Source organism: Gordonia sp. J1A (genome assembly GCF_055393515.1).
Window position 1 is genome coordinate 1155327 of the sequence record NZ_AP041607.1, and the last position, 22058, is coordinate 1177384.

Genomic DNA, 22058 nt, shown 5'->3' on the forward strand with positions numbered 1-22058 from the left:
ATCTTCGGTGGCGTCCGCGCCGCTGTCAGTCGTGCGGGCGTACGGCGACGCCCGAGACGCCGATGTCGCGCAGGTATCGTTCGCGCAGTGCGTCGTAGACCGGCTTCGACCCGGCCAGCGAGGCGGTCGCGACACCGGCGGTCACCGCCACCGCCATGGGCACCGTCAGTGCCGTCACCGCGGTCATCTCCACCACCAGGACGATCGCGGTGAGGGGTACGCGGACCACCGCCGCGAACAAGGTGCTCATTCCGACCACCACCAGCGCAGGCGTCAGATCGCCGAAGGGCGCGTACAGCGCTTCGAGGATCCGGCCGAAGCCGGCTCCCGTCAGCGCTCCCAGTGCGAGCATCGGGGCGAAGAGACCGCCGGGCGCTCCGGTGCCGTAGGAGACCGGTCCGGTCACGAACCGCATGGCGATGATCGCGAGGATCATCCAGAATGCCGTCCGCTGGGCGTCGAGCAGCCGTTGGGCGAGGTCGTCGCCGCCGCCGACCGCCGAGGGCACGGTGATCGCCAGGATGCCGATGCCCGCGCCGACGAGGGCGCCGAGAACCACCGCTGGCACTCTGATGCGCGCGGCGAGATCCACGAACAGGAGCAGCAGCCGACTGTAGACCACTCCGAGGGCGCCGACGACGACACCGAAGACGAGGAAGACCCACAGACGGTCCGGCGACGGATTGTCGATCCCGCCCGCCCGGAAGTCGGGAGCGTCGCCGAGGATCAGCCGGCTGCAGGCGACGGCAGCCGCCACCGCGGTGAGCGTCCACACCGCGTAGCGCAGCCGGATCTTCTTGGCGACCTCTTCGAAGGCGAAGAGTGCACCGCCGATCGGGGCGTTGAAGGCCACGGCGAGTCCGGCGCCGGCGGTGGCGGTCTGCATCACCCGGATCTCGTCCGACGTCGCACGGATCAGGCGTGCGACGGCCGCGCCGATCGCCGCGCCCATGTGCACGGTGGGGCCCTCGCGGCCCAGCACCATTCCCGCGAAGCCCATGCTGAGCACGCCGCCGGCGAACCGGGCGGGGATCACCGACCACGGCGCGGCGGGCGCTTCATCGTCCTCGACGGCCTCCACCTGCTGGATGCCGCTGCCCGCGGCGAGGGGGATCCGTCGCACGATCGCCACCGCCGCGGCCGCGGAGGCCGCGGCCACGGCGATGACGATCAGCGCGCCGCCGAGTCCGTGATCACCGGCCCAGTCGACCAGATCGGCGCGACGCTCCTCGGCCCACGAGAGAGTCCAGCGGAAGGCTCCGCCGACCAGCCCGGTCAGCGCGCCGGCGACGAGGGCGACACACGTGAGAAGCACCAGAACGCGGGTGCCGGGAAAATCGGAGTCTTCCGTCTTGCTCGCCGGGTCCCTGTCCACGCACATGACTGTATCGTCGTCCGGCCGCTCGCGGTCGCGCCGAACCGCAGCGGACGCGACCACCGTCGAAGTCGAAAACGGCGGCGGCGACATCGATTCGATCGATGTCGCCGCCGCCGGAGAGGTGTGTCCGAGGGGGGACTTGAACCCCCACGTCCGTTAATAGGACACTAGCACCTCAAGCTAGCGCGTCTGCCATTCCGCCACTCGGACTTGTTCTGTTGTTCGTGCGCTCCGCACCGCTTTGCGCGGGATAACAATAACCACGGTTGCCCCCGTATCCCAAATCGCCTACGAATGAAGAGGTGACAGGCTTGCGAGCGACCGATGAAGTTGTCGATCTGGTGAGTGCGCTGATCCGATTCGACACGTCGAACACCGGACAGCCGGAGACCACCAAGGGGGAGGCGGAGTGCGCCAGATGGGTGGCGGCGCGGCTCGAGGAGGTCGGCTACGCCACCGAATACGTGGAGTCGGGCATGCCCGGACGCGGGAACGTGTTCGCGCGGTTGCCGGGCGCCGATCCGGACCGCGGTGCGCTGCTGATCCACGTGCATCTCGACGTGGTGCCCGCGGAGGCGGAGGACTGGAGCGTCCACCCGTTCTCCGGCGCCGTCCGCGACGGCTACGTCTGGGGCCGAGGCGCGGTCGACATGAAGGACATGGCCGGCATGGCGCTCGCACTGGCGCGCCAGTTCAAACGTGAGGGCACCGTTCCGCCGCGCGACATCGTCTTCGCCTTCCTGGCCGACGAGGAGGCCGGTGGCACGTGGGGATCGCACTGGCTGGTGCAGAACCGCCCCGATCTCTTCGAGGGCATCACCGAGGCCGTCGGGGAGGTCGGCGGGTTCTCCCTCACCGTCGACCGCCCGGACGGAGGTGTGCGGCGTCTGTATCTCGTGGAGACGGCCGAGAAGGGACTGTCGTGGATGCGGCTCACCTGCGACGCGCAGGCAGGCCACGGTTCGTTCCTCGCCGCCGAGAACGCGGTCACGGAGATCGCGACCGCGGTGGCCCGCATCGGCGCGCACCGCTTCCCGCTGGTGATGACCGAGTCGGTCCGGGAGTTCCTGGAGGCACTGTCGGAGGAGACCGGCCTCGATTTCAGTCCCGAGACGCCGGATCTGGAGTCCGCCCTGTTCAAGATCGGGAACATCGCCCGCATCATCGGCGCCACCCTCCGGGACACCGCGAACCCGACGATGCTGTCGGCCGGCTACAAGGCGAACGTCATTCCCCAGCACGCCGAGGCCGTCGTGGACTGCCGCGTGCTGCCCGGCAGGCAGGCCGAGTTCGAGCGCACGATCGACGAGTTGATCGGCCCCAAGGTGAAGCGCGAGTGGATCACCCACCTGGATCCCTACGAGACGCGGTTCGACGGCGATCTCGTCGACGCGATGAACGATGCGATCCTCGCGCACGACGAGGACGGCCGGACGGTGCCGTACATGCTCTCGGGCGGCACCGACGCGAAGGCCTTCGCGAAGCTCGGGATCCGGTGCTTCGGCTTCGCTCCGCTTCGGCTGCCTCCCGAACTCGATTTCGCCGCGCTCTTTCACGGCGTCGACGAACGCGTGCCCGTAGACTCGATCGTGTTCGGTACCAAGGTTTTCGAGCATTTTCTCCGCAACTGCTGACGACAACGGCCGGGTGCGGACAGTCGAAAGGATGCGATAGTGACGACATACGACCCGTATGACGCGTTACCCCAGTTGCCGGCGATCACGGTGACATCGAGCGACTTCGCCGAGGGCCAGACCCTCCCGACGCCGCAGGTCTCGGGGATCTTCGGCGCGGGCGGAGACGACGTCTCCCCGCAGCTGAGCTGGTCGGGTTTCCCCGCCGAGACCAAGAGCTTCGTCGTGACGTGTTTCGATCCGGACGCTCCCACGGCTTCCGGCTTCTGGCACTGGGCCGTCGCCGACATCCCGGCGTCGGTGACCTCGCTGCCGACGGGCGCCGGGTCGCCGGGGTCGGCGGATCTGCCCGCCGGTGCCGTGACGCTCAACAACGATGCGAGCCTCAAGCAGTTCATCGGTGCCGGTCCGCCTCCCGGTCACGGTCCGCACCGCTACATGTTCGCCGTGCACGCCGTCGACACCGAATCGTTGGAACTGCCCGCCGAGGCGACTCCGGCCTTCCTCGGCTTCAACCTCTACTCGCGCGCGATCGCGCGCGGGATCCTCACCGGCGTCTTCGAACAGCCCGCCGAGTAGGGCGCGCCGCCGGGCGGCTCACTGCGCCGCGGAGCCGACGGCTTCGCGGATCGAGGAGTAGCCGCCCGCGCGCAGCCGCGCAGCGATGCCCTCGTGCAGTTCCCGGAGACGGACCGGTCCGCCGTAGATGAATCCGGTGTACATCTGAAGCAGGTCGGCGCCGGCGCAGATGCGTTCCCACGCCTGGTCGACGGTCTCGATCCCGCCGACGCTGACCAGCGCCACCCGGCCGCCCACTCGTCGGTACAGGCGGCGCAACACCTCCAGCGACCGGTCGGCGACCGGCGGTCCGGAGAGTCCGCCCGCGCCGCAGGCCTCGACCTCGGCCCGCGGAGTCACAAGGGAATCGCGCCGGATGGTCGTGTTGGTGGCGACGATGCCGGCGACGCCCAGCTCGACGGCGAGGTCGGCGACGGCGTCGACGTCCTCGTCCGACAGATCGGGTGCGATCTTCACCAGCACCGGCTTGTCGACCACGTCCAGGACCGTCGCGAGGATCGGCCGCAGCGAGTCGACGGCCTGCAGGTCGCGCAGTCCAGGAGTGTTCGGCGAGCTGACGTTCACGACCACGAAGTCCGCCAGGGGCCCGAGTGTCCGGGCGCTGTGCCGGTAGTCGTCGACGGCATCCTCGACCGGAACCACTTTGGTCTTGCCGATGTTCGCGCCGATCGGGACCCGGACCGGTCCGGGCCGGGGCTGAGCCAGCGCGCGGGCCGCGGTGTCCGCACCGGGATTGTTGAAGCCCATCCGGTTGATCAGCGCCCGATCGGCGGGCAGCCGGAACAGACGGGGAGCGGGGTTGCCCGGCTGCGCCTGACCGGTGATGGTGCCGATCTCGGCGAATCCGAAGCCCATCTGCCCCCACGCGTTGACGCTCGACGCGTTCTTGTCGAAGCCGGCGGCCAGTCCGATCGGTGCGGGGAACGAGACCCCGAAGACCTCGTTGCGGAGAATCGGGTCATCGGTGGCGAAGAGCTTCGCCATCAGCGATCGCACTCCCGGCGCGTAGCCGCAGCGGCGGATCACCTGAGCGGTGATCGCGTGGATCCGCTCGGGGTCGAGCAGGAACATGACCTTCAAGACCAGCGGGTAGAGGATCCGGTTCAGTGTGCTGAGCATCGTGAGAGCCTTCGTCGTGAGTGCGAGGTCGGGTACGGGGCGGTCACCGGACCGCATCGGCCGCGATCACTTGGAGTGAGCCGTCGCGGCCCGAGGCCGCCAGAAGTGAACCACTGACCGGGTCGACGTCCATCGAGGTGACCTGCGGGACGCTCGCGAACCGGTGCTTCTCGATGACCTCTCCGGTGGAGACGTCATAGGCGGCGATCTCATTGGTGGCAGTGCTGGAGACCCACAGCAGGTTGCGACGGTTGTCGAAGGCCAGCGCGTACGGGCTGTCGGCGACCGGAGCCCGCATGCGCATCACGATCGGCTGCCCGTAGAACGCGTACACCTCGTTGTTGCGGGTACCGGCCACCAGCACCCGGCCGTATCGATCGACGATGGAGGTGGTCGCCCCGTCGCCGGCGCGCAGCGCCGCCTTGAGTTCCCCCGAGTCGATGTCGACCGGGGTGACCGCCGACTGCGCCCGATCGAGGACCACGACCTGCCCGGCACGATCGCCGGCGGTCGCAGGTGCCACGGTGATGTCGTCGACGCGGACGAACCCGCCGATGTCGCGCTGTTGTTGTCCGTCGCGGTCGAGCACCAGCACGTGGCCGCGGTCGGTGCCGACCAGCGTCCGGCCGTCCTCGGTGGTCGCCACCGACAGTGCGCCGGGCAGATCCGCCTTCGTCACAGTCACCGAGCCGGCGGGATCGATGCGGACGATCCCGCTCTCTCCGGCACCGACGAAACCGTCGCCGGAGGCGGTGAGCGCGGCGAGACCGGGCACCGGAACCGAGGTCGGCGCGGGCGCACCCGGGGCGCCCGGATCGGTGAAGATCTGCACGGTTCGGCCGTCGTTCGACAGCAGCGCGACCCGCGACTGCTGACCGTGCCCGGCCACCACGGCGCGTGCGGCGTCCGCGGCGACGACCGCGCCCGCCGGGCGGGCGGCGTCGGCCGGGGATTCGGCAGGTGTCGCGGGTGTGACAGTCGGCACATTCTGTGCGGAGCCGTCGTCGGACTGACCGCAGGCGGTGAGGGCGGAGGCCGTGGCCACGGCCACGAGCAGGGCGGTGAGTCGGGTTCGCGCGCGCATGACACCATCTTGCGCGATGCCGATGTGTGACCCGTTCGATGGGTAGCATCAGCCCCCGTGACTGAGACCATGACATGGCTCCAGGCGATCGTCCTCGGAGCGGTCCAGGGCCTGACGGAGTTCCTGCCGATCTCGTCCTCGGCCCACCTGCGCATCATCTCGGAGATCTGGTTCGGTGACGACGCCGGTGCCTCGTTCACCGCGGTCACCCAGCTCGGCACCGAACTCGCGGTTCTCATCTTCTTCGCCAAGGACATCTGGCGGATCGTCGGTGCGTGGTTCGCGGGACTGCGGGATCGGACGAGGCGCGGTCTGGACTACCGGCTGGGCTGGTACGTGATTCTCGCCACCATCCCGATCGGTGTGCTCGGATTCGTCTTCAAGGACCAGATCCGCACCGCAGGCCGGAACCTCTGGCTGGTGGCGATCATGCTGATCCTGTTCTCCTTCGTCTTCCTCGCCGCCGAGTACGTCGGAACGCGCGAGCGGCCCCTCGAGAAGATCACCCGGCGCGACGCCCTCGTGATGGGCGCGGCGCAGTGTCTGGCGCTGATCCCCGGAGTCTCGCGGTCGGGTGCGACGGCGAGCGCGGGTCTGTTCGTCGGCCTCGAACGCGAGGCGGCGTTCCGATTCTCCTTCCTGATCGCGATTCCGGCGGTTCTCGCCTCCGGACTGTTCAGCCTCAAGGACGTGTTCGAACCCGCGGGGGAGGGCCTGGCCGCGAGCGGCTCGCAGATCGCGGTGGCCACTCTCATCGCCTTCGTGCTCGGTTACGTCTCGATCGCGTGGCTGCTCAAGTTCGTCTCGCACCATTCGATGGTCTGGTTCGCGACCTACCGCGTGGCGCTCGGCCTGCTCGTCATCGTCCTGCTGCAGGTGGGCGCGATCGGGGCGTGACCGCGTCGACGGGCCCGATTCACGTGCGGCAGTAACCTGTGTGACATGACGGTGATCCTGGTCCGGCACGGACGCTCCACGGCCAACACGTCGGGACTTCTCGCGGGTCGGACGCCGGGTGTGGGGCTCGACGGTCACGGACGCACGCAGGCCGGTGAACTCCCGGTCAGGCTCGGCAGCGTCCTCGGCGACCTCACCGCCGTCGTCCGCTCGCCGTTGCAGCGATGCGCGGAGACGGTCGCACCGCTCGTGGCGGCGCGCCCGGAGCTGCCGCACCTGACCGACCCGAATCTGGAAGAGGTCGATTACGGCGACTGGAGCAATCGCAAGATCTCCGAACTGCTCGGCGAGCCGCTGTGGAAGGTGGTGCAGCAGCAGCCGTCGGCGGTGGTGTTCCCGGGCGGCGAGGGCCTGCTCGACGTGTCGCGCCGCGCGACCAGGGCGATCCGGGAACTCGACCGGGTACACGGCGGTCCCGACGGGAAGGGCGTGTGGGTGGCCTGCTCGCACGGCGACGTGATCAAAGCGGTGCTCGCCGATGCACTCGGCATGCATCTGGACCAGTTCCAGCGGATCGTGGTGGATCCGGGTTCGATCAGCGTGATCCATTACTCGGCTGCCCGGCCCTACGTGCAGACCGTCAACAACAACGGGGTGCTCGAGCTCCCGCGGCCGCCGATGGCCGCCGGCGCCACGGTGGGCGGGTCCACCGGGGCATAGTCGGGAGCACGGCTCGCCGTCCGGGTACCGTTGAGTCATGGCTCGTACGATCCACGAATTCCGGAGTCCGCGGCGTTTCGTCGCGGGCACCGTCGGTCAGCCGGGGGATCGCACCTTCTACATTCAGGTGTCGCAGGACTCTCGGTTGATGAGCGTCGAACTGGAGAAGCAGCAGGTGCTGATCCTGGCCGACCGCCTCAGCTATCTGCTCGACGAGGTGCGCCGGCGCTTCGGCACGCCGATTCCACCGGAGGCCGAGGACGTCGGCGACGTCTCGCCGCTCGAGAGCCCGATCGATTCCGAGTTCCGGGTCGGTTCGATGGGTCTGGGCTGGGACGCCGATGCGGCCGCGGTGGTGATCGAACTGCTCGCGGTCACCGAACAGCCGTTGGACGAGTCGGTGATCCTCGACGACACCGAGGAGGGACCGGACACCGTCCGCGTCTTCCTGACCGCCGACGAGGCGCGCGAGTTCAGTGCCCGCTCTATGCGCGTGATCGCGGCCGGCCGCCCGCTGTGTCCCCTGTGCAACCAGCCGCTGGATCCGTCGGGGCACATCTGCGCACGCAGCAACGGCTACAAACGCGACGCCGAGTTCAGCCGGTCACTCGAGTTCGTCGACCCGGAGGTGCTCGCGAGTCTGAGTCGGCTGGTGCCCGGATTCGACTCGTCGTTCACCGTCGAGGACGAGGACGCCGTACTGGACGACGACACTGATGACGACAGCGACGACGACGGCACCGACGAGCGTGGTGACGGCGCGGACGACGGCGACTGGGGCGGGGACGACACGCACCGGTGAACGCCGACTGCCTGGAGCTGCTGGCCACCGGCGAGCTCACCGTTTTGGGCCGCATCGCCTCGGCCAGCAACCTCACGGTGGCCTGCGCCGTGTCGGACGGACGGACGGCCATGCGCTGCGTGTACAAGCCCGTACGCGGTGAGGAACCGCTGTGGGACTTCCCGGACGGGACCCTCGCCGGCCGCGAAGTGGCGTCCTATCTCATCAGCGACGCACTCGGATGGGATCTGATACCCGAGACCGTGCTGCGCGAGGACGGTCCGACCGACATCGATCTGGGTGCGGGCATGGTCCAGCGGTGGATCGAGCAGCCGCCGTCGGACGACGGCCGTCTCGACCCGGTGGATCTGGTGCCCGCCGGCGAGGTGCCGGAGGGGTATCGCGGGGTCCTCAACGCCTACGACCACCGAGGCGATGAAGTGATCCTCGTTCATTCGGTGGAGGACAGGCTGCGCCGCCTCGCGGTGCTCGACGCCGTCCTCAACAACGCCGATCGCAAGGGCGGGCACATCCTGACCGACGGCGACGGCCGGCTGTACGGCATCGATCACGGGATCTGCCTGCACAGCGAGAACAAGCTTCGGACCATCCTGTGGGGATGGGCGGGCACCCCGGTGCCGCCCGGCGAGCGTGCCGACCTGGCGCGTCTGAGCGGCGTGCTCGAGGACGTGGACAGCGTGCTGCATGTGCGTCTGTCGACGCTGATCACCCCGGAGGAGATCGCCGCGCTGCTGCGGCGTGCGAAGTCGCTCGCCGATGTGGGCGTGATGCCGCTGCCGCCCCACAGCCGCGCGATCCCGTGGCCGCCCTTCTGACCGGGTACCCGGACTGCCGGGCACCGGCCGCGGGCACATACAGTTGACGGCATGCATTCGTGGCCGTCGCCCAAGATTCCGTCCGTGCCGGGGCCCGCTGTCCCGCTGCGTCTCTACGACACCTCCGACGCCCAGGTGAAGCCGGTCAGCCCGGGTGAGGTCGCGACGATGTACGTCTGCGGCATCACCCCGTACGACGCCACTCATCTCGGCCACGCCGCCACCTACGTGACCTTCGACCTGATCAACCGGATTCTCCGGGACGGCGGGCACGACGTGCACTACGTGCAGAACATCACCGACGTCGACGACCCGCTGTTCGAGCGCGCCGAACGCGACGGTGTGGACTGGCGCGACCTCGGCTCGCGTGAGATCGATCTGTTCCGCGCCGACATGGAGGCGCTGCGAGTCCTGGCGCCGCGCGACTACGTCGGCGCCGTGGAGTCGATCGGCGAGGTGGTCGACGCCGTCGGCGAGCTGCTGGCGCGGGGCGCGGCCTACGTGGTGGACGACGAGGAGTTCCCGGACGTCTATTTCAGCGTCGACGCGACACCGCAGTTCGGGTACGAGTCCGGATACGACGCGCAGACGATGGCGACGTTCTTCGCCGAGCGCGGCGGCGACCCCGACCGTCCGGGCAAGCGCAATCGGCTCGATGCGCTGCTGTGGCGCGCCGCGCGCGACGGCGAGCCGTCGTGGGAGTCGCCGATGGGCCCGGGCCGTCCCGGCTGGCATATCGAGTGTTCGGCCATCGCGCTGCGACGGCTGGGCATGGGTTTCGACATCCAGGGCGGCGGCAGCGATCTGATCTTCCCGCATCACGAGTTCTCGGCGGCCCACGCCGAAGCGCTCACCGGTGAGCGTCGCTTCGCCCGTCACTACGTCCACACCGGGATGATCGGACTCGACGGCGAGAAGATGTCCAAGAGCCTGGGGAACCTCGTGCTCGTGTCGAAGCTGCGGGCGGCGGGCGTCGATCCGGGAGCCGTCCGACTCGGTCTGATCTCGCAGCACTACCGTGCCGACCGCATGTGGACCGACGACATCCTCGCCGACGGTGAGCGCCGACTGGCGACGTGGCGCCGGGCGGCCAAGCTCGCGACCGCGCCCGACGCCGCCGACACCGTCGCACGACTGCGTCAGCATCTGGCCGACGATCTCGACACCCCGAAGGCGCTGGCCGCCGTGGACGCGTGGGCGGCCGACGCGATCCTGGGAATCGGTGCGTCGACCACGGCGCCGCGGCTGGTCGCCGACGCCGTCGATGCGCTGCTGGGTGTCGACATCGCACCGGTCGGCTAAGGTTCGCTCGTGGCTCGTGCTCAGCAGATCCCGATCGACGGTCCCGAGGGTGTGTGGACGGTCGTCACGCGTACCTCCACCTACGTCATCGATTTCGGGGAGATGACCCTCCTGCGCGCACCCGGCGTCGGGCGCACCGACGATCACCGGTGGGAGGTCAGTGAACTCCGGCGCGATTCGGAGGACATCCCGCTGCTGGACGTCAAGATCTGCCGCGTCGGGGAGCCCGCCCAGTTCTGGGTGCGCGCCGCCGACGACCCGGAGGTGCGCACCTGGCGGGTGACGACGCCCGTCGTCGAGATCGAGCGCATCGGCTGATCACTCTCGCCGTGGGGGAGCCGGTCAGTCCTCGTCGTCCCGCCGACGAAGGTACTTCTCGAACTCCGCCGCCAGCTGTTCACCGTCGATCCGGAGCATGGTGTCGTCCAGATCCTCGTCGGAGGCCTGCTCGAGTTCATGGACGTACGCGGCCATGTCCTCGTCGTCCGAGGTCATCTCGCTGATCGACTGCTCCCATTCCTCGGCCCGGTGCGGCAGCGTGCCCAGCGGGATCGGGAGACCGGTCACCGACGCGACGTTCGTCAGGAGCGCGAGTGTGGCCTTGGGGTTGGTGGTGTGCGCCACGTAGTGCGGGACGGCCGCCCACAGGGAGACCGACGGGATGCCCGCTTGGACGAAGGCGTCCGACAGTACGCCGGTGATTCCGGTGGGTCCCTCGTATCGGCTGAGCTCCAGACCCAGCCGCTTGGCGGCGTCGCTGGTCTCGGCGGTCCCCGAGACCGGCACCGGACGAGTGTGCGGGGTGTCGGCCAGCAGGGCACCGAGCATCACGGTCATCTCGACCTCCAGTGCCTCGGCGAGTTCGACGATGCGGGCGCAGAACGACCGCCAGCGGTAGTTCGGCTCGGGACCGAGGACGAGGACCACGTCGCGGTCGTGCGCGGACAGGACGCACACCGACATGCTCGTCACCGGCCACTCGATGTGCCGGGTGACGCCGCCGCGCTGCCGAATCGTGGGACGTGTGGACTGGTAGTCGTAGAAGTCGTCGGGTTCGATCTCCCAGATGGAGGTGGCGTCCCACTCCAGCGCCAGGTGTTCGACCGCCGCGGTGGCGGCGTCGGCGCCGTCGTTCCACCCGGAGAACGCCGCAATTAAAATCGGCGTGCGTAAAATGGGCAGTCCCGCGCGGTCGGCCGAATCGTCCTGCTCAGCTGCGTTTCCGTCCGGTGTGGAGTTCATTCCACCGAGCCTACGACGGCCGTCGATTCGCCGCGAACTAACCTGCTAGGTATGGCATCGCACTCCACCGCACATGATAACTACGACTCGACTTTCCTCCAGGCGATGTCGCGTCGGGTGCTGATCGGTGACGGGGCGATGGGAACGATGCTCCAGGCCGCCGATCTGACGCTCGACGATTTCCGGCAGCTCGAGGGCTGCAACGAGATCCTCAACGACACTCGTCCCGATGTGCTGGCAGGCATCCACCGCGCCTACTTCGAGGCGGGCGCCGACGCCGTCGAGACCAACACCTTCGGCTGCAACCTGTCGAACCTGGGCGACTACGACATCGCCGACCGGATCCGGGAACTCGCTTACAAAGGGGTGTCGATCGCCCGCGGGGTGGCCGACGAGTTCGGGCCGTCGGCCGACGGGACCGACCGGTTCGTGCTCGGCTCGATCGGTCCGGGCACCAAGCTTCCCAGCCTCGGGCACACCACCTTCGGCGCCATCCGCGACGCGTACGTCGAATGCGTGCTCGGCATGTTGGAGGGCGGTGCCGACGCCATCCTCGTCGAGACCAGCCAGGATCTGCTGCAGCTCAAGGCCGCCGTCGTCGCGGCACGCCGCGCGATGGAGCAGTTCGGCCGCCACCTGCCGATCATCACCCACGTGACCGTCGAGACCACCGGCACCATGCTGATCGGCTCGGAGATCGGTGCGGCGCTGGCGGCGATCGAGCCGCTCGGCGTCGACGTCGTCGGACTCAACTGCGCCACCGGTCCGACCGAGATGAGCGAACATCTGCGGTACCTGTCCAAGCACGCGCGGATCCCGGTCTCGGTGATGCCGAACGCCGGCCTGCCCGTTCTCGGCAAGAACGGCGCCGAGTATCCGCTGACCCCGGAGGACATGGCGTCCGCGCTGTCGGGATTCGTCGCCGACTACGGTCTGCAGTTCGTCGGTGGGTGCTGCGGCAGCACTCCCGAGCACATCCGCCAGGTGGCCGAGGCGGTCAAGGACGTCACCCCGGCCCCCCGCCACCCGCAGCACGAGTCGGAGACCTCATCGCTGTACACCGCGGTGCCGTTCCACCAGGACGCGAGCTTCCTGGTGATCGCCGAACGGACCAACTCGAACGGCTCGAAGGCCTTCCGCGAGGCGATGATCAGCGGCGACTACGAGAAGTGTCTCGAGATCGCCAAGGACCAGACCCGCGACGGCGCCCACATGCTCGACCTCAACGTCGACTACGTCGGCCGCGACGGGGCGGCCGACATGACCGAGCTCGCCTCCCGGTTCGCGACCGCGTCGACGCTCCCGATCATGATCGACTCCACCGAACCCGACGTGATCCGCGCCGGCCTCGAGCACCTCGGCGGCCGTTGCGCGGTCAACTCGGTGAACTACGAGGACGGCGACGGGCCCGACTCACGGTTCACCCGAATCATGTCGCACGTCGTGGAGCACGGCGCCGCCGTGGTCGCGCTGACGATCGACGAGCAGGGGCAGGCACGCACCGCGGATCACAAGGTGGCCATCGCCGAGCGGCTGATCACCGACCTCACCCAGAACTGGGGTCTCGAAGAGGAGGACATCATCATCGATGCGCTCACCTTCCCGATCTCGACCGGTCAGGAGGAGGTGCGCCGCGACGGCATCGAGACCATCGAAGCCATCCGGCGCATCAAGGAGGCCCATCCGCAGGTCCACTTCACGCTCGGCATCTCGAACATCTCGTTCGGTCTCAACCCCGCCGCGCGTCAAGTGCTGAACTCGGTGTTCCTGCACGAGTGCGTGAAGGCGGGATTGGACACGGCGATCGTGCACGCGTCGAAGATCCTGCCGATGGCGCGGATCCCGGACGAGCAGCGACAGACGGCCCTCGACCTCGTCTACAACAACCGCACCGACGATTACGATCCGCTGCAGAAGCTGATGGAGCTGTTCGAGGGCGTGTCGGCGGCGTCGGCGCGCGAGTCGCGGGCCGCCGAACTCGCGGCGCTGCCGCTGTTCGAGCGGTTGGAGCGGCGGATCGTCGACGGCGACAAGAACGGCCTGATCGAGGATCTCGACGAAGCGCGACAGACCGTTCCGCCGCTGTCGATCATCAACGACACTCTGCTGTCGGGCATGAAGACCGTCGGCGAACTGTTCGGGTCGGGCCAGATGCAGCTGCCCTTCGTGCTCCAGTCCGCCGAGGTGATGAAGTCGTCGGTGGCGCATCTCGAGCAGTTCATGGAGGCGACCGACGAGGACGGCAAGGGCAAGATCGTGCTCGCCACCGTCAAGGGCGACGTCCACGACATCGGCAAGAACCTCGTCGACATCATCTTGAGCAACAACGGGTACGACGTCGTCAACATCGGCATCAAGCAGCCCATCGCGACCATCCTGTCGGCGGCCGAGGAGAATCGGGCCGACGTCATCGGCATGTCCGGACTGCTGGTCAAGTCGACGGTGGTGATGAAGGAGAACCTGGAGGAGATGAACTCCCAGGGCAAGGCCGACTACCCGGTGCTGCTGGGCGGGGCGGCACTGACCCGCACGTACGTCGAGGGCGATCTCGCCGACGTCTACGAGGGTGATGTCCGGTACGCGCGCGACGCCTTCGAGGGGCTGTCGCTGATGGACGAGATCATGGCCATCAAACGCGGAGAGGGTCCCGATCCCGACAGCGAGGAGGCCAAGGCCGCCGCGGCCAAGGTCGCTGAGCGCAAGGCCCGTCGCGAACGGTCCAAGCGGATCGCGGAGAAGCGCAAGGCCGCCGAACCGCCGGTCGAGGTCCCGGCGCGGTCGGATGTGGCCGCCGACAACGAGGTGCCGACACCGCCGTTCTGGGGGACGCGGATCGTCAAGGGCATTCCGGTCGCCGATTACCTGGCGATGCTCGACGAACGCGCGCTGTTCCTCGGACAGTGGGGACTGCGCGGCACCCGCGGCGAAGAGGGACCCGACTACGAGGAACTCGTCGAGACCGAGGGGCGGCCGCGGCTGCGCGAGTGGATCGACCGTCTGGCGACCGAGGGGATTCTGCAGCACGCCGCCGTCGTCTACGGCTTCTTCCCGGCCGTCAGCGAGGGCGACACGGTGCACGTGCTGGAGTCGCCCGACCCCTCCGCGCCCGTCCGGCACAGCTTCGAGTTCCCGAGGCAGCAGCGCCCCCGCTTCCTGTGCATCGCCGATTTCATCCGTTCCAGGGAGCAGGCGCTCGCCGACGGGAAGGTCGACGTCCTGCCCTTCCAGTTGGTCACGATGGGCACCCCGATCGCCGACTTCGCGAACAAGCTGTTCGCCGAGAACGCATACCGCGACTATCTGGAGGTGCACGGCATCGGCGTGCAGCTCACCGAGGCGCTCGCCGAGTACTGGCATCAGCGGGTGCGCAGCGAGCTGACCTTCGCCGACGGGGTGATGGCCGACGAGGACCCCGACCGCCCGCAGGGCTTCTTCGACCTGGAGTACCGCGGTGCGCGCTACAGCTTCGGCTACGGTGCCTGCCCGAACCTCGAAGACCGCGCCAAGATGATCGATCTGCTGGAACCGGGCCGCATCGGCGTCGAGCTGTCGGAGGAACTGCAGCTGCATCCGGAGCAGTCCACCGACGCCTTCGTGCTGCACCACCCGGAGGCCAAGTACTTCAACACGTAGTCCGAGGGCCGCGCCAGCGGAGTCCCCGCTGACGGCGGGGCCGCCCCGGGCGTGCGGTCCGCGACCGGCTCGGCGCTCCGATAACGTCACAGCATGGCCAAACGGGATGTGCGCGGGATGACGCGCTTCATCGTCGGACTCGCGGCGGGACTGGTGATCGCCGCGGTGGTCTGGCCGGCGACCGGGCTGTGGCAGCTCGCGCCGATGCTGATGGTGACGGTCACGTCGGCGGTGTATCTGGTGTGGTCGGTGGCGATGCTGTGGCCGATGGACGCGCCGACCACCCGCGCCCACGCGGAGGCCGCCGACGTCCGCGACGAACTCGGCGATGCGGCGCTGATCGCAACGCTCGCGGTGAGTCTGTCCGCGATCGGTGTGCTGCTGCTGGCCGCCCGGGACCGCAACGGCAGTTGGTACGCGATGCTGGCGGTGGTGGCGGTGCTCGCGGCGTGGGGGATGCTGCACACGCTGTTCGCGTCGCGGTACGCCCGGATCTACTACGCCGGCGAGCCGGGCGGGATCGACTTCAACACGAGCGATCCGCCCTGCTACGCGGACTTCTTCTACTTCGCCTTCAACCTCGGCATGACCTATCAGGTCTCGGACACCGCCGTCGGACCCACTGTCATCCGGCGCGAGGTGCTCAAGCACTGCCTGCTCAGCTACGTCTACGGAACGGTCATCATCGCCACGACCATCAACCTGGTGATGAACCTGGTCAGTTGAGGGGTGCGGCGATCCGCCCGCGCCGACGACCGCTGGCCTACGCTGGTGCCCGATGGCCGTGGCCCGTCGCCGGCCGATCGGGAACCGACGTCGAAAGGCAAGAGGCAGTGACAGACGACCGTGTGCTTCCGCGCGCCGTGCTCTGGGACATGGATGGAACGCTCCTCGACACCGAGCCGCTGTGGGGCCGGGCGATGGAGGAGTTCGCCCGCGGCATCGGCGCCGAGATGACTCCGGAGCTGCGCAACGCCACCATGGGCAACAGTTCGGTGGACGCGCTGACCAAGGTGTACGACGCGGCACGGGTGCCGGAGTCCGGGCGCGACTTCGAGGCCGACGAGGACGCGATGGTCGCTCGGGTCCTCGAACTGTTCGCCACCGATCTGCGGTGGCGGCCCGGCGCACTCTCCGCGCTCGACCTCGTGGCGGGTGCGGAGATCCCGATGGTGCTGGTCACCAACACGGTCCGCGAGGTCACCGATGTGATGCTCGAGACGCTGGGGCGCGACCGGTTCGTCGCCACCGTCTGCGGCGACGAGGTGGAGGCGGGCAAGCCCGAGCCGCACATCTATCGCCGGGCCGCCGAACTGGTCGGATTCTGCGCGTCCGAGTGTCTGGCCTTCGAGGACTCGCCGGTCGGCGCCGCCGCGACGCACGCCGCCGGCGTGCCCGCGATCGTGATCCCGTCGGCGATCCCGGTGCCGCCCAAGCCGACGTACACCTACCGCGAGACGCTCGAGGGTCTCACCCTCGACGATCTCGCAGCGGTCTTCGCCGCACGCTGACCGGACCCCGTCGCGCGCCCCGGGAGGGCACCGCGCCCCGGCCAGGGACCGATCGACTCGACGTGCAAAAATAGTCGGTGTGAAAACCTTCGACGAACTCTTCTCTGAGCTGGCTGACAAGGCCCAGACCCGCCCCGAGGGCAGCGGTACCGTCGCCGCTCTGGACGCGGGCGTCCATACGCTCGGGAAGAAGATCATCGAGGAGGCGGGCGAGGTCTGGCTGGCCGCCGAGCATGAGTCGGACGAGTCGCTCTCGGAGGAGATCTCCCAGCTCGTGTACTGGTTGCAGGTGATGATGGTCAAGCGCGGGCTCACCCCCGCGGACATCTACCGCTACCTCTGACCGCCAGCCTCCGGTCACCGACACCTCCCGCCGACCACATCCTCTAGGAGTCACCGCAATGTTGCGCGTCGCCGTCCCCAACAAGGGCGCCCTGTCCGAAGCCGCCGCCGGAATCCTCTCCGAAGCCGGGTACCGCAAGCGCTCGGACCCCAAGGACCTCAACGTCATCGACGTCAACAACGACGTCGAGTTCTACTTCCTGCGTCCCAAGGACGTCGCGATCTACGTGGGTGCGGGCACCCTCGATCTCGGCATCACCGGGCGCGACCTGGCCGCCGACTCCGGCGCCGAGGTGATCGAGGAGGTGGCGCTCGGTTTCGGTTCCTCGGTGTTCCGCTACGCCGCTCCGGCCGACCAGGAATGGACCGTCGCCGACCTCGCGGGCAAGCGGATCGCGACGTCGTATCCCAACCTGGTCCGCCGCGACCTCGCCGCCCGGGGGATCGACGCGGAGATCATCCGCCTCGACGGTGCCGTGGAGATCTCGATTCAGCTCGGCGTGGCCGACGCGATCGCCGACGTCGTGGGAACCGGACGCACGCTGCGGCTGCACGGTCTGGCGGCGTTCGGCGACTCCCTCTGTGATTCGGAGGCGGTGCTGATCCGCAATCCGGAGTCGGCGGAGGCCTCCCGGGCCGCGAAGCAGTTCATCGCCCGCGTACAGGGCGTGGTCTTCGGTCAGCAGTACGTGATGATCGACTACGACTGCCCCAAGGCACTGCTCGATCAGGCGGTCGCGATGACGCCCGGCCTGGAATCGCCGACCGTGTCGCCGATGCTCGACCCGGAATGGCTCGCGGTCCGCGCGATGGTTCCGCGTAAGACGCATCAGCCGCTGATGGACGACCTGTCGGAACTGGGCGTCCGCGCCATCCTCGCCTCGGACATCCGCTCCTGCCGCTTCTAGGACACGCTCGCCTTCCTCAGGCTGGTTGAGCGAGCGCTTTCCCCAGGCTGGTTGAGCGAGCGTAGCGAGTCGAAGCCAACTGTCACCCAGGCTGATTGAGCAAGCGCTTTCCCCAGGTTGGTTGAGCGAGCGTAGCGAGTCGAAGCCAACTATCACCCAGGCTGGTTGAGTGAGCGCTTTCCTCAGGTTGGTTGAGCGAGCGTAGCGAGTCGAAGCCAACTGCCACCCGGGCCGGTTGAGCAAGCGCTTTCCTCAGGCTGGTTGAGCGAGCGCAGCGAGTCGAAGCCAACTGCCACCCGGGCCGGTTGAGCAAGCGCTTTCCTCAGGCTGGTTGAGCGAGCGCAGCGAGTCGAAGCCAACTGCCACTCGGGCTGGGAGCTCGATCGCTCGGTTCCCAGCTTCACTCGCGGCGGTTTCGACTCGCTACGCTCGCTCAACCAGCCTGTTAGGCGCTCAACCAGCCTGTTAGGCGCCCAACCAGCCGGTGAGGTGTCCAACCGGCCAAGAAGTAGCTCCAGCCGCTATCCCTGCTCGGCGATCAGATCGGTCTGCGCCGAGCGGCCGAGGAAGCCTGAGACGTCGTAGAGGTCGGCGAAGCTGGCGCCGTAGCCGCGCGCGCCGACGGCGAGATCGGAGTCCACACCGAGCCACGGTGAGGTCGGCTGGGTGATCAGATGGACCGTCGTGTCCATGTTCATCCACGACCACTGCGTCGGGTCCAGACGCGTCCCGACGCCGTTCGCGACGTCGAGCACGGTGAACACCGACTCGAGGTGCGACATCTCCTCGCCGGCCACCAGCGGGATCGCGGGCCGGATCCAGATCGCCGGCGTCTTGCCGTTGCGGCCGGGCTGACGGGCGGTGACGGTGGTGCCGATGAACCCGACCTTTCCCCATGCGACCGCGTCCGTGTCCTGTGTCGGGAATCCGACCGTCTGCGGAAGCTCGTCCGGCGAGGCGGGCAGCGGATCGAGGGGAGCGTCGGCGACGGCCGTCGAGTCGGACCCGAGCAGACGCCACGCCACCGACCGGGCCACCGTCCGGTAGGTGCCGTCGGGCCCCTGCGCCTCGAGGTCGGCCTGAACCATCGAGATGCGTCGGCCCGGCCGCGGGATGCTGGTGCGGATCCGGTTCACGCCCAGCCCCACGGGTCCGATGATCTCGGTGGTGATGCGGCTGAACTCCTGACCGTCGTCCGGCACGGCTCGCATCATCGCGCGCATCAGCAGGCCGGCGGGCGGACCGCCGTGCTGCATGTCCTGCGACCACACGCTCGCCGTGGCCGGTGTCGGCTGGAAGTACTCGTAGCCCGGATCGTCACCGCCGGGGACGGGGATGGGCTCGTAGTAGCAGCTGTAGGGCACCTCGCTCATGTCCATACCGGCACTCTATGACAAGGTTGTCTGAGCGATTCCCGGGCCTCTCCACTCCTCGCGAAGGCCCCGAATCGGCCCTGCCGACCGACTTGAAGGACACCAGCACGATGGCGACAACCGGCCCGTTCGCCGTAGGCGATCGCGTACAGCTCACCGACGCGAAGGGACGCAAGTTCACCGTCGTCCTGGAGGAGAGCAAGCAGTTCCACACGCATCGCGGCGGCATCCTGCACGACGATCTGATCGGCAGCCCCGAGGGCTGCGTCGTCGAGGCGACCTCGGGCACCCAGTACCTGGCGCTGCGACCGCTGCTGACCGACTACGTGGTCTCCATGCCCCGCGGGGCGCAGGTGATCTACCCGAAGGACTCCGCGCAGATCGTCGCCGAGGGCGACATCTTCCCCGGTGCCCGAGTCCTGGAGGCCGGCGCGGGATCGGGAGCGCTGACGCTGTCGCTGCTGCGCGCCGTCGGCACCGAGGGCTCGGTGCTGTCGTACGAGGTGCGAGAGGATCACGCCGAGCACGCCGTCCGCAACGTCGAGACCTTCCTGGGCGGGCGCCCCGACAACTGGACCCTGCGCGTCGGAGATCTCGTCGATCACGACCCCGCCGAGCAGTTCGACCGCATCATCCTCGACATGCTCGCGCCGTGGGAGTGCCTGGACGTGGTGTCGAAGACGATCCGCCCCGGCGGCGTGCTGACCGTGTACGTGGCCACGGTGACGCAGCTGTCGAAGGTGATGGAGGGCCTGCGCGAACAGCAGTGCTGGACCGAGCCGCGCGCATGGGAGTCGCTGGTCCGCGAGTGGAGTGCGGTGGGTCTCGCGGTCCGCCCCGAGCACCGGATGCAGGGCCACACCGCCTTCCTGATCACCGCGCGCCGACTCGCCGACGGTACGGAAACGCTTCGGGTACAACGGCGTCCCACACGCGGGTAGCGTGGAGTACGTACCACCGGCAAAGGAGAGACGATGACCGAGTCCGACCGTTCGCCCAGCAGCAGCGTCGAATTCTCGACCATGCAGCAGCGCGTCGAGAGTCTCACCGTGCGCAACAGCAAGCTCACCGAGATGCTCAAAGAGGCGAGACAGCAGCTCATCGCCCTGCGCGAGGAAGTCGACAACCTGGGTCAGCCGCCCAGCGGATACGGCGTGCTCCTGCAGGTCTTCGACGACGACACCGTCGACGTGTTCACCTCCGGTCGCAAGATGCGGCTGACGCTGTCACCCAACATCGACGCCTCCGCTCTCCGGCGGGGCCAGTCGCTCCGCCTCAATGAGGCATTGACCGTCGTCGAGTCGCTCGACTACGACACGGTCGGCGAGATCAGCACCCTGCGCGAGGTCCTCGCGGACGGACGGCGAGCCCTCGTCGTCGGCCACAGCGACGAGGAGCGGATCGTCCAACTCGCGGGCTCGCTGATCCACACCGACGAAGGCGGCGAGTCGACCCGCAAGCTCCGGCCCGGCGATTCGCTGATGATCGACGGCAAGGCCGGCTTCGCCCTCGAGCGCATCCCGAAGGCCGAGGTGGAGGATCTCGTCCTCGAAGAGGTTCCGGACGTCGATTACGAGGACATCGGCGGACTTCGCCGTCAGATCGAGCAGATCCGCGACGCCGTCGAACTCCCGTTCCTGCACAAGGACCTGTTCCGCGAGTACTCGCTGCGCCCCCCGAAGGGCGTGCTCCTGTACGGACCTCCCGGATGCGGCAAGACGCTCATCGCGAAGGCCGTCGCCAATTCACTGGCGAGGAAGATCGCCGAGGCGCGCGGAGACAACGCGCACGAGGCCAAATCGTACTTCCTCAACATCAAGGGCCCGGAGCTGCTGAACAAGTTCGTCGGCGAGACCGAGCGACACATCCGGCTGATCTTCCAGCGCGCCCGTGAGAAGGCGTCGGAGGGCACTCCGGTGATCGTCTTCTTCGACGAGATGGACTCGATCTTCCGTACCCGCGGCTCCGGCGTGTCCTCGGATGTCGAGACGACGGTGGTGCCCCAGCTGCTGAGCGAGATCGACGGCGTCGAGGGCCTGGAGAACGTGATCGTGATCGGCGCCTCCAACCGCGAGGACATGATCGATCCGGCGATTCTCCGGCCGGGCCGTCTGGACGTCAAGATCAAGATCGAGCGGCCGGACGCGGAGTCGGCGATCGACATCTTCTCGAAGTACCTGACGCCCGATCTGCCGGTGCACCCGGAGGATCTGGCGGAGTTCGACGGCGATCGCCGGCGGTGCATCGACGCGATGATCCAGCGCGTGGTGGAGCGGATGTACGCCGAGTCCGACGACAACCGGTTCCTGGAGGTCACCTACGCCAACGGCGACAAGGAGATCATGTACTTCAAGGACTTCAACTCGGGAGCGATGATTCAGAACGTCGTCGACCGAGCGAAGAAGTACGCGATCAAGGCGCATCTCGACACCGGTCAGAGCGGACTGCGGATCAGCCATCTCCTCGACTCGATTCTGGATGAGTTCTCGGAGAACGAGGATCTGCCGAACACGACCAACCCGGACGACTGGGCGCGCATCTCGGGGAAGAAGGGCGAGCGCATCGTCTACATCCGGACGCTGGTCACGGGTAAGACCGGCGGTGCCAGCCGGGCCATCGACACCGAGTCGAACACCGGCCAGTATCTCTGATCCCGGGCTCTGGTCCGCGGCCCGCCCGACCGCGTTCGCCGGAGCCCGGATCCGGCTTAGTCATTCCG

The 22058-nt window shown here is 68.3% G+C and carries 20 protein-coding genes and 1 tRNA gene; 15 read left to right on the plus strand and 6 right to left on the minus strand.

Going from position 1 to position 22058, the window contains the following annotated elements; translation table 11 throughout:
* Window positions 1–25: 25 nt before the first annotated feature.
* Both ACZ5QD_RS05395 and ACZ5QD_RS05400 read right to left on the minus strand, forming a co-directional pair.
* On the minus strand, window positions 26–1381 hold the full coding sequence (locus ACZ5QD_RS05395; RefSeq protein ID WP_464367157.1) for a ClC family H(+)/Cl(-) exchange transporter: 1356 nt from the start codon (window positions 1379–1381) through the stop codon (window positions 26–28).
* A 121-nt stretch (window positions 1382–1502) separates the two neighbouring features.
* Window positions 1503–1588 (minus strand) — tRNA-Leu (locus tag ACZ5QD_RS05400).
* A gap of 92 nt (window positions 1589–1680) precedes the next feature.
* Here ACZ5QD_RS05400 and ACZ5QD_RS05405 point away from each other — a divergent pair.
* Window positions 1681–3012, plus strand: coding sequence for a M20/M25/M40 family metallo-hydrolase (locus tag ACZ5QD_RS05405; protein WP_006894910.1), 1332 nt, complete (start codon window positions 1681–1683; stop codon window positions 3010–3012).
* Between the two features lie 39 nt (window positions 3013–3051).
* A complete protein-coding gene (locus ACZ5QD_RS05410) occupies window positions 3052–3591 on the plus strand; it encodes a YbhB/YbcL family Raf kinase inhibitor-like protein (protein ID WP_006894911.1) in 540 nt (179 codons plus the stop codon).
* Window positions 3592–3609: 18 nt separating this feature from the next.
* On the opposite strand, the gene ACZ5QD_RS05415 is transcribed toward ACZ5QD_RS05410, so the two are convergent.
* Entirely contained in the window at window positions 3610–4710 is a 1101-nt protein-coding gene (locus ACZ5QD_RS05415; protein WP_278127329.1) for a quinone-dependent dihydroorotate dehydrogenase, read from the minus strand.
* Between the two features lie 43 nt (window positions 4711–4753).
* Window positions 4754–5794: a YncE family protein gene (locus ACZ5QD_RS05420; protein WP_062367487.1), complete on the minus strand. Its 1041-nt coding sequence runs from the start codon at window positions 5792–5794 to the stop codon at window positions 4754–4756.
* A gap of 57 nt (window positions 5795–5851) precedes the next feature.
* On the opposite strand from ACZ5QD_RS05420, the gene ACZ5QD_RS05425 reads away from it, so the two are divergent.
* From ACZ5QD_RS05425 to ACZ5QD_RS05450, 6 genes are read left to right on the plus strand one after another with little or no spacing between them, the layout of a single operon-like run.
* Window positions 5852–6691: an undecaprenyl-diphosphate phosphatase gene (locus ACZ5QD_RS05425; protein ID WP_278127330.1), complete on the plus strand. Its 840-nt coding sequence runs from the start codon at window positions 5852–5854 to the stop codon at window positions 6689–6691.
* 45 nt (window positions 6692–6736) lie between these two features.
* On the plus strand, window positions 6737–7411 hold the full coding sequence (locus ACZ5QD_RS05430) for an MSMEG_4193 family putative phosphomutase (RefSeq protein ID WP_006894915.1): 675 nt from the start codon (window positions 6737–6739) through the stop codon (window positions 7409–7411).
* A 37-nt stretch (window positions 7412–7448) separates the two neighbouring features.
* Entirely contained in the window at window positions 7449–8213 is a 765-nt protein-coding gene (locus ACZ5QD_RS05435) for a DUF3090 domain-containing protein (RefSeq protein WP_045539078.1), read from the plus strand.
* Window positions 8210–9028 carry an SCO1664 family protein gene (locus tag ACZ5QD_RS05440; RefSeq protein ID WP_052692428.1) on the plus strand — a complete coding sequence of 273 codons (819 nt, stop codon included), beginning with the start codon at window positions 8210–8212 and terminating at the stop codon, window positions 9026–9028. The genes ACZ5QD_RS05435 and ACZ5QD_RS05440 overlap by 4 nt, the downstream gene beginning before the upstream one ends.
* Window positions 9029–9079: 51 nt before the next feature.
* On the plus strand, window positions 9080–10330 hold the full coding sequence (gene mshC, locus ACZ5QD_RS05445) for a cysteine--1-D-myo-inosityl 2-amino-2-deoxy-alpha-D-glucopyranoside ligase (RefSeq protein ID WP_278127331.1): 1251 nt from the start codon (window positions 9080–9082) through the stop codon (window positions 10328–10330).
* A gap of 9 nt (window positions 10331–10339) precedes the next feature.
* Window positions 10340–10648, plus strand: coding sequence for a hypothetical protein (locus tag ACZ5QD_RS05450; RefSeq protein WP_006894919.1), 309 nt, complete (start codon window positions 10340–10342; stop codon window positions 10646–10648).
* 24 nt (window positions 10649–10672) lie between these two features.
* Here ACZ5QD_RS05450 and ACZ5QD_RS05455 read toward each other — a convergent pair whose 3' ends face one another.
* Window positions 10673–11572, minus strand: a complete 900-nt coding sequence (locus ACZ5QD_RS05455) for a PAC2 family protein (protein WP_045539073.1) — start codon at window positions 11570–11572, stop codon at window positions 10673–10675.
* Between the two features lie 51 nt (window positions 11573–11623).
* Between ACZ5QD_RS05455 and metH the strand changes: the two genes are divergently transcribed.
* From metH to hisG, 5 genes are all read left to right on the plus strand, one after another.
* Window positions 11624–15205 (plus strand): methionine synthase, encoded by a 3582-nt coding sequence (gene metH / locus ACZ5QD_RS05460; protein WP_045539072.1) that lies wholly within the window; start codon window positions 11624–11626, stop codon window positions 15203–15205.
* 108 nt (window positions 15206–15313) lie between these two features.
* Window positions 15314–15931, plus strand: coding sequence for a DUF1345 domain-containing protein (locus tag ACZ5QD_RS05465; protein WP_045539082.1), 618 nt, complete (start codon window positions 15314–15316; stop codon window positions 15929–15931).
* 149 nt (window positions 15932–16080) lie between these two features.
* The gene (locus tag ACZ5QD_RS05470; RefSeq protein ID WP_231650269.1) at window positions 16081–16716 is read left to right on the plus strand and encodes an HAD family hydrolase; all 636 of its coding nucleotides are present in this window, start codon (window positions 16081–16083) and stop codon (window positions 16714–16716) included.
* A gap of 79 nt (window positions 16717–16795) precedes the next feature.
* Window positions 16796–17059: a phosphoribosyl-ATP diphosphatase gene (locus ACZ5QD_RS05475; protein WP_006894924.1), complete on the plus strand. Its 264-nt coding sequence runs from the start codon at window positions 16796–16798 to the stop codon at window positions 17057–17059.
* A gap of 58 nt (window positions 17060–17117) precedes the next feature.
* The gene (hisG, locus tag ACZ5QD_RS05480) at window positions 17118–17966 is read left to right on the plus strand and encodes an ATP phosphoribosyltransferase (protein WP_006894925.1); all 849 of its coding nucleotides are present in this window, start codon (window positions 17118–17120) and stop codon (window positions 17964–17966) included.
* Window positions 17967–18487: 521 nt separating this feature from the next.
* On the opposite strand, the gene ACZ5QD_RS05485 is transcribed toward hisG, so the two are convergent.
* Window positions 18488–19345: a thioesterase family protein gene (locus ACZ5QD_RS05485; protein WP_006894927.1), complete on the minus strand. Its 858-nt coding sequence runs from the start codon at window positions 19343–19345 to the stop codon at window positions 18488–18490.
* A gap of 104 nt (window positions 19346–19449) precedes the next feature.
* Between ACZ5QD_RS05485 and ACZ5QD_RS05490 the strand changes: the two genes are divergently transcribed.
* Both ACZ5QD_RS05490 and arc read left to right on the plus strand, forming a co-directional pair.
* Window positions 19450–20280, plus strand: coding sequence for a tRNA (adenine-N1)-methyltransferase (locus ACZ5QD_RS05490; protein ID WP_006894928.1), 831 nt, complete (start codon window positions 19450–19452; stop codon window positions 20278–20280).
* A gap of 33 nt (window positions 20281–20313) precedes the next feature.
* Window positions 20314–21990: a proteasome ATPase gene (gene arc, locus ACZ5QD_RS05495; protein WP_006894929.1), complete on the plus strand. Its 1677-nt coding sequence runs from the start codon at window positions 20314–20316 to the stop codon at window positions 21988–21990.
* Window positions 21991–22058: the final 68 nt, after the last annotated feature.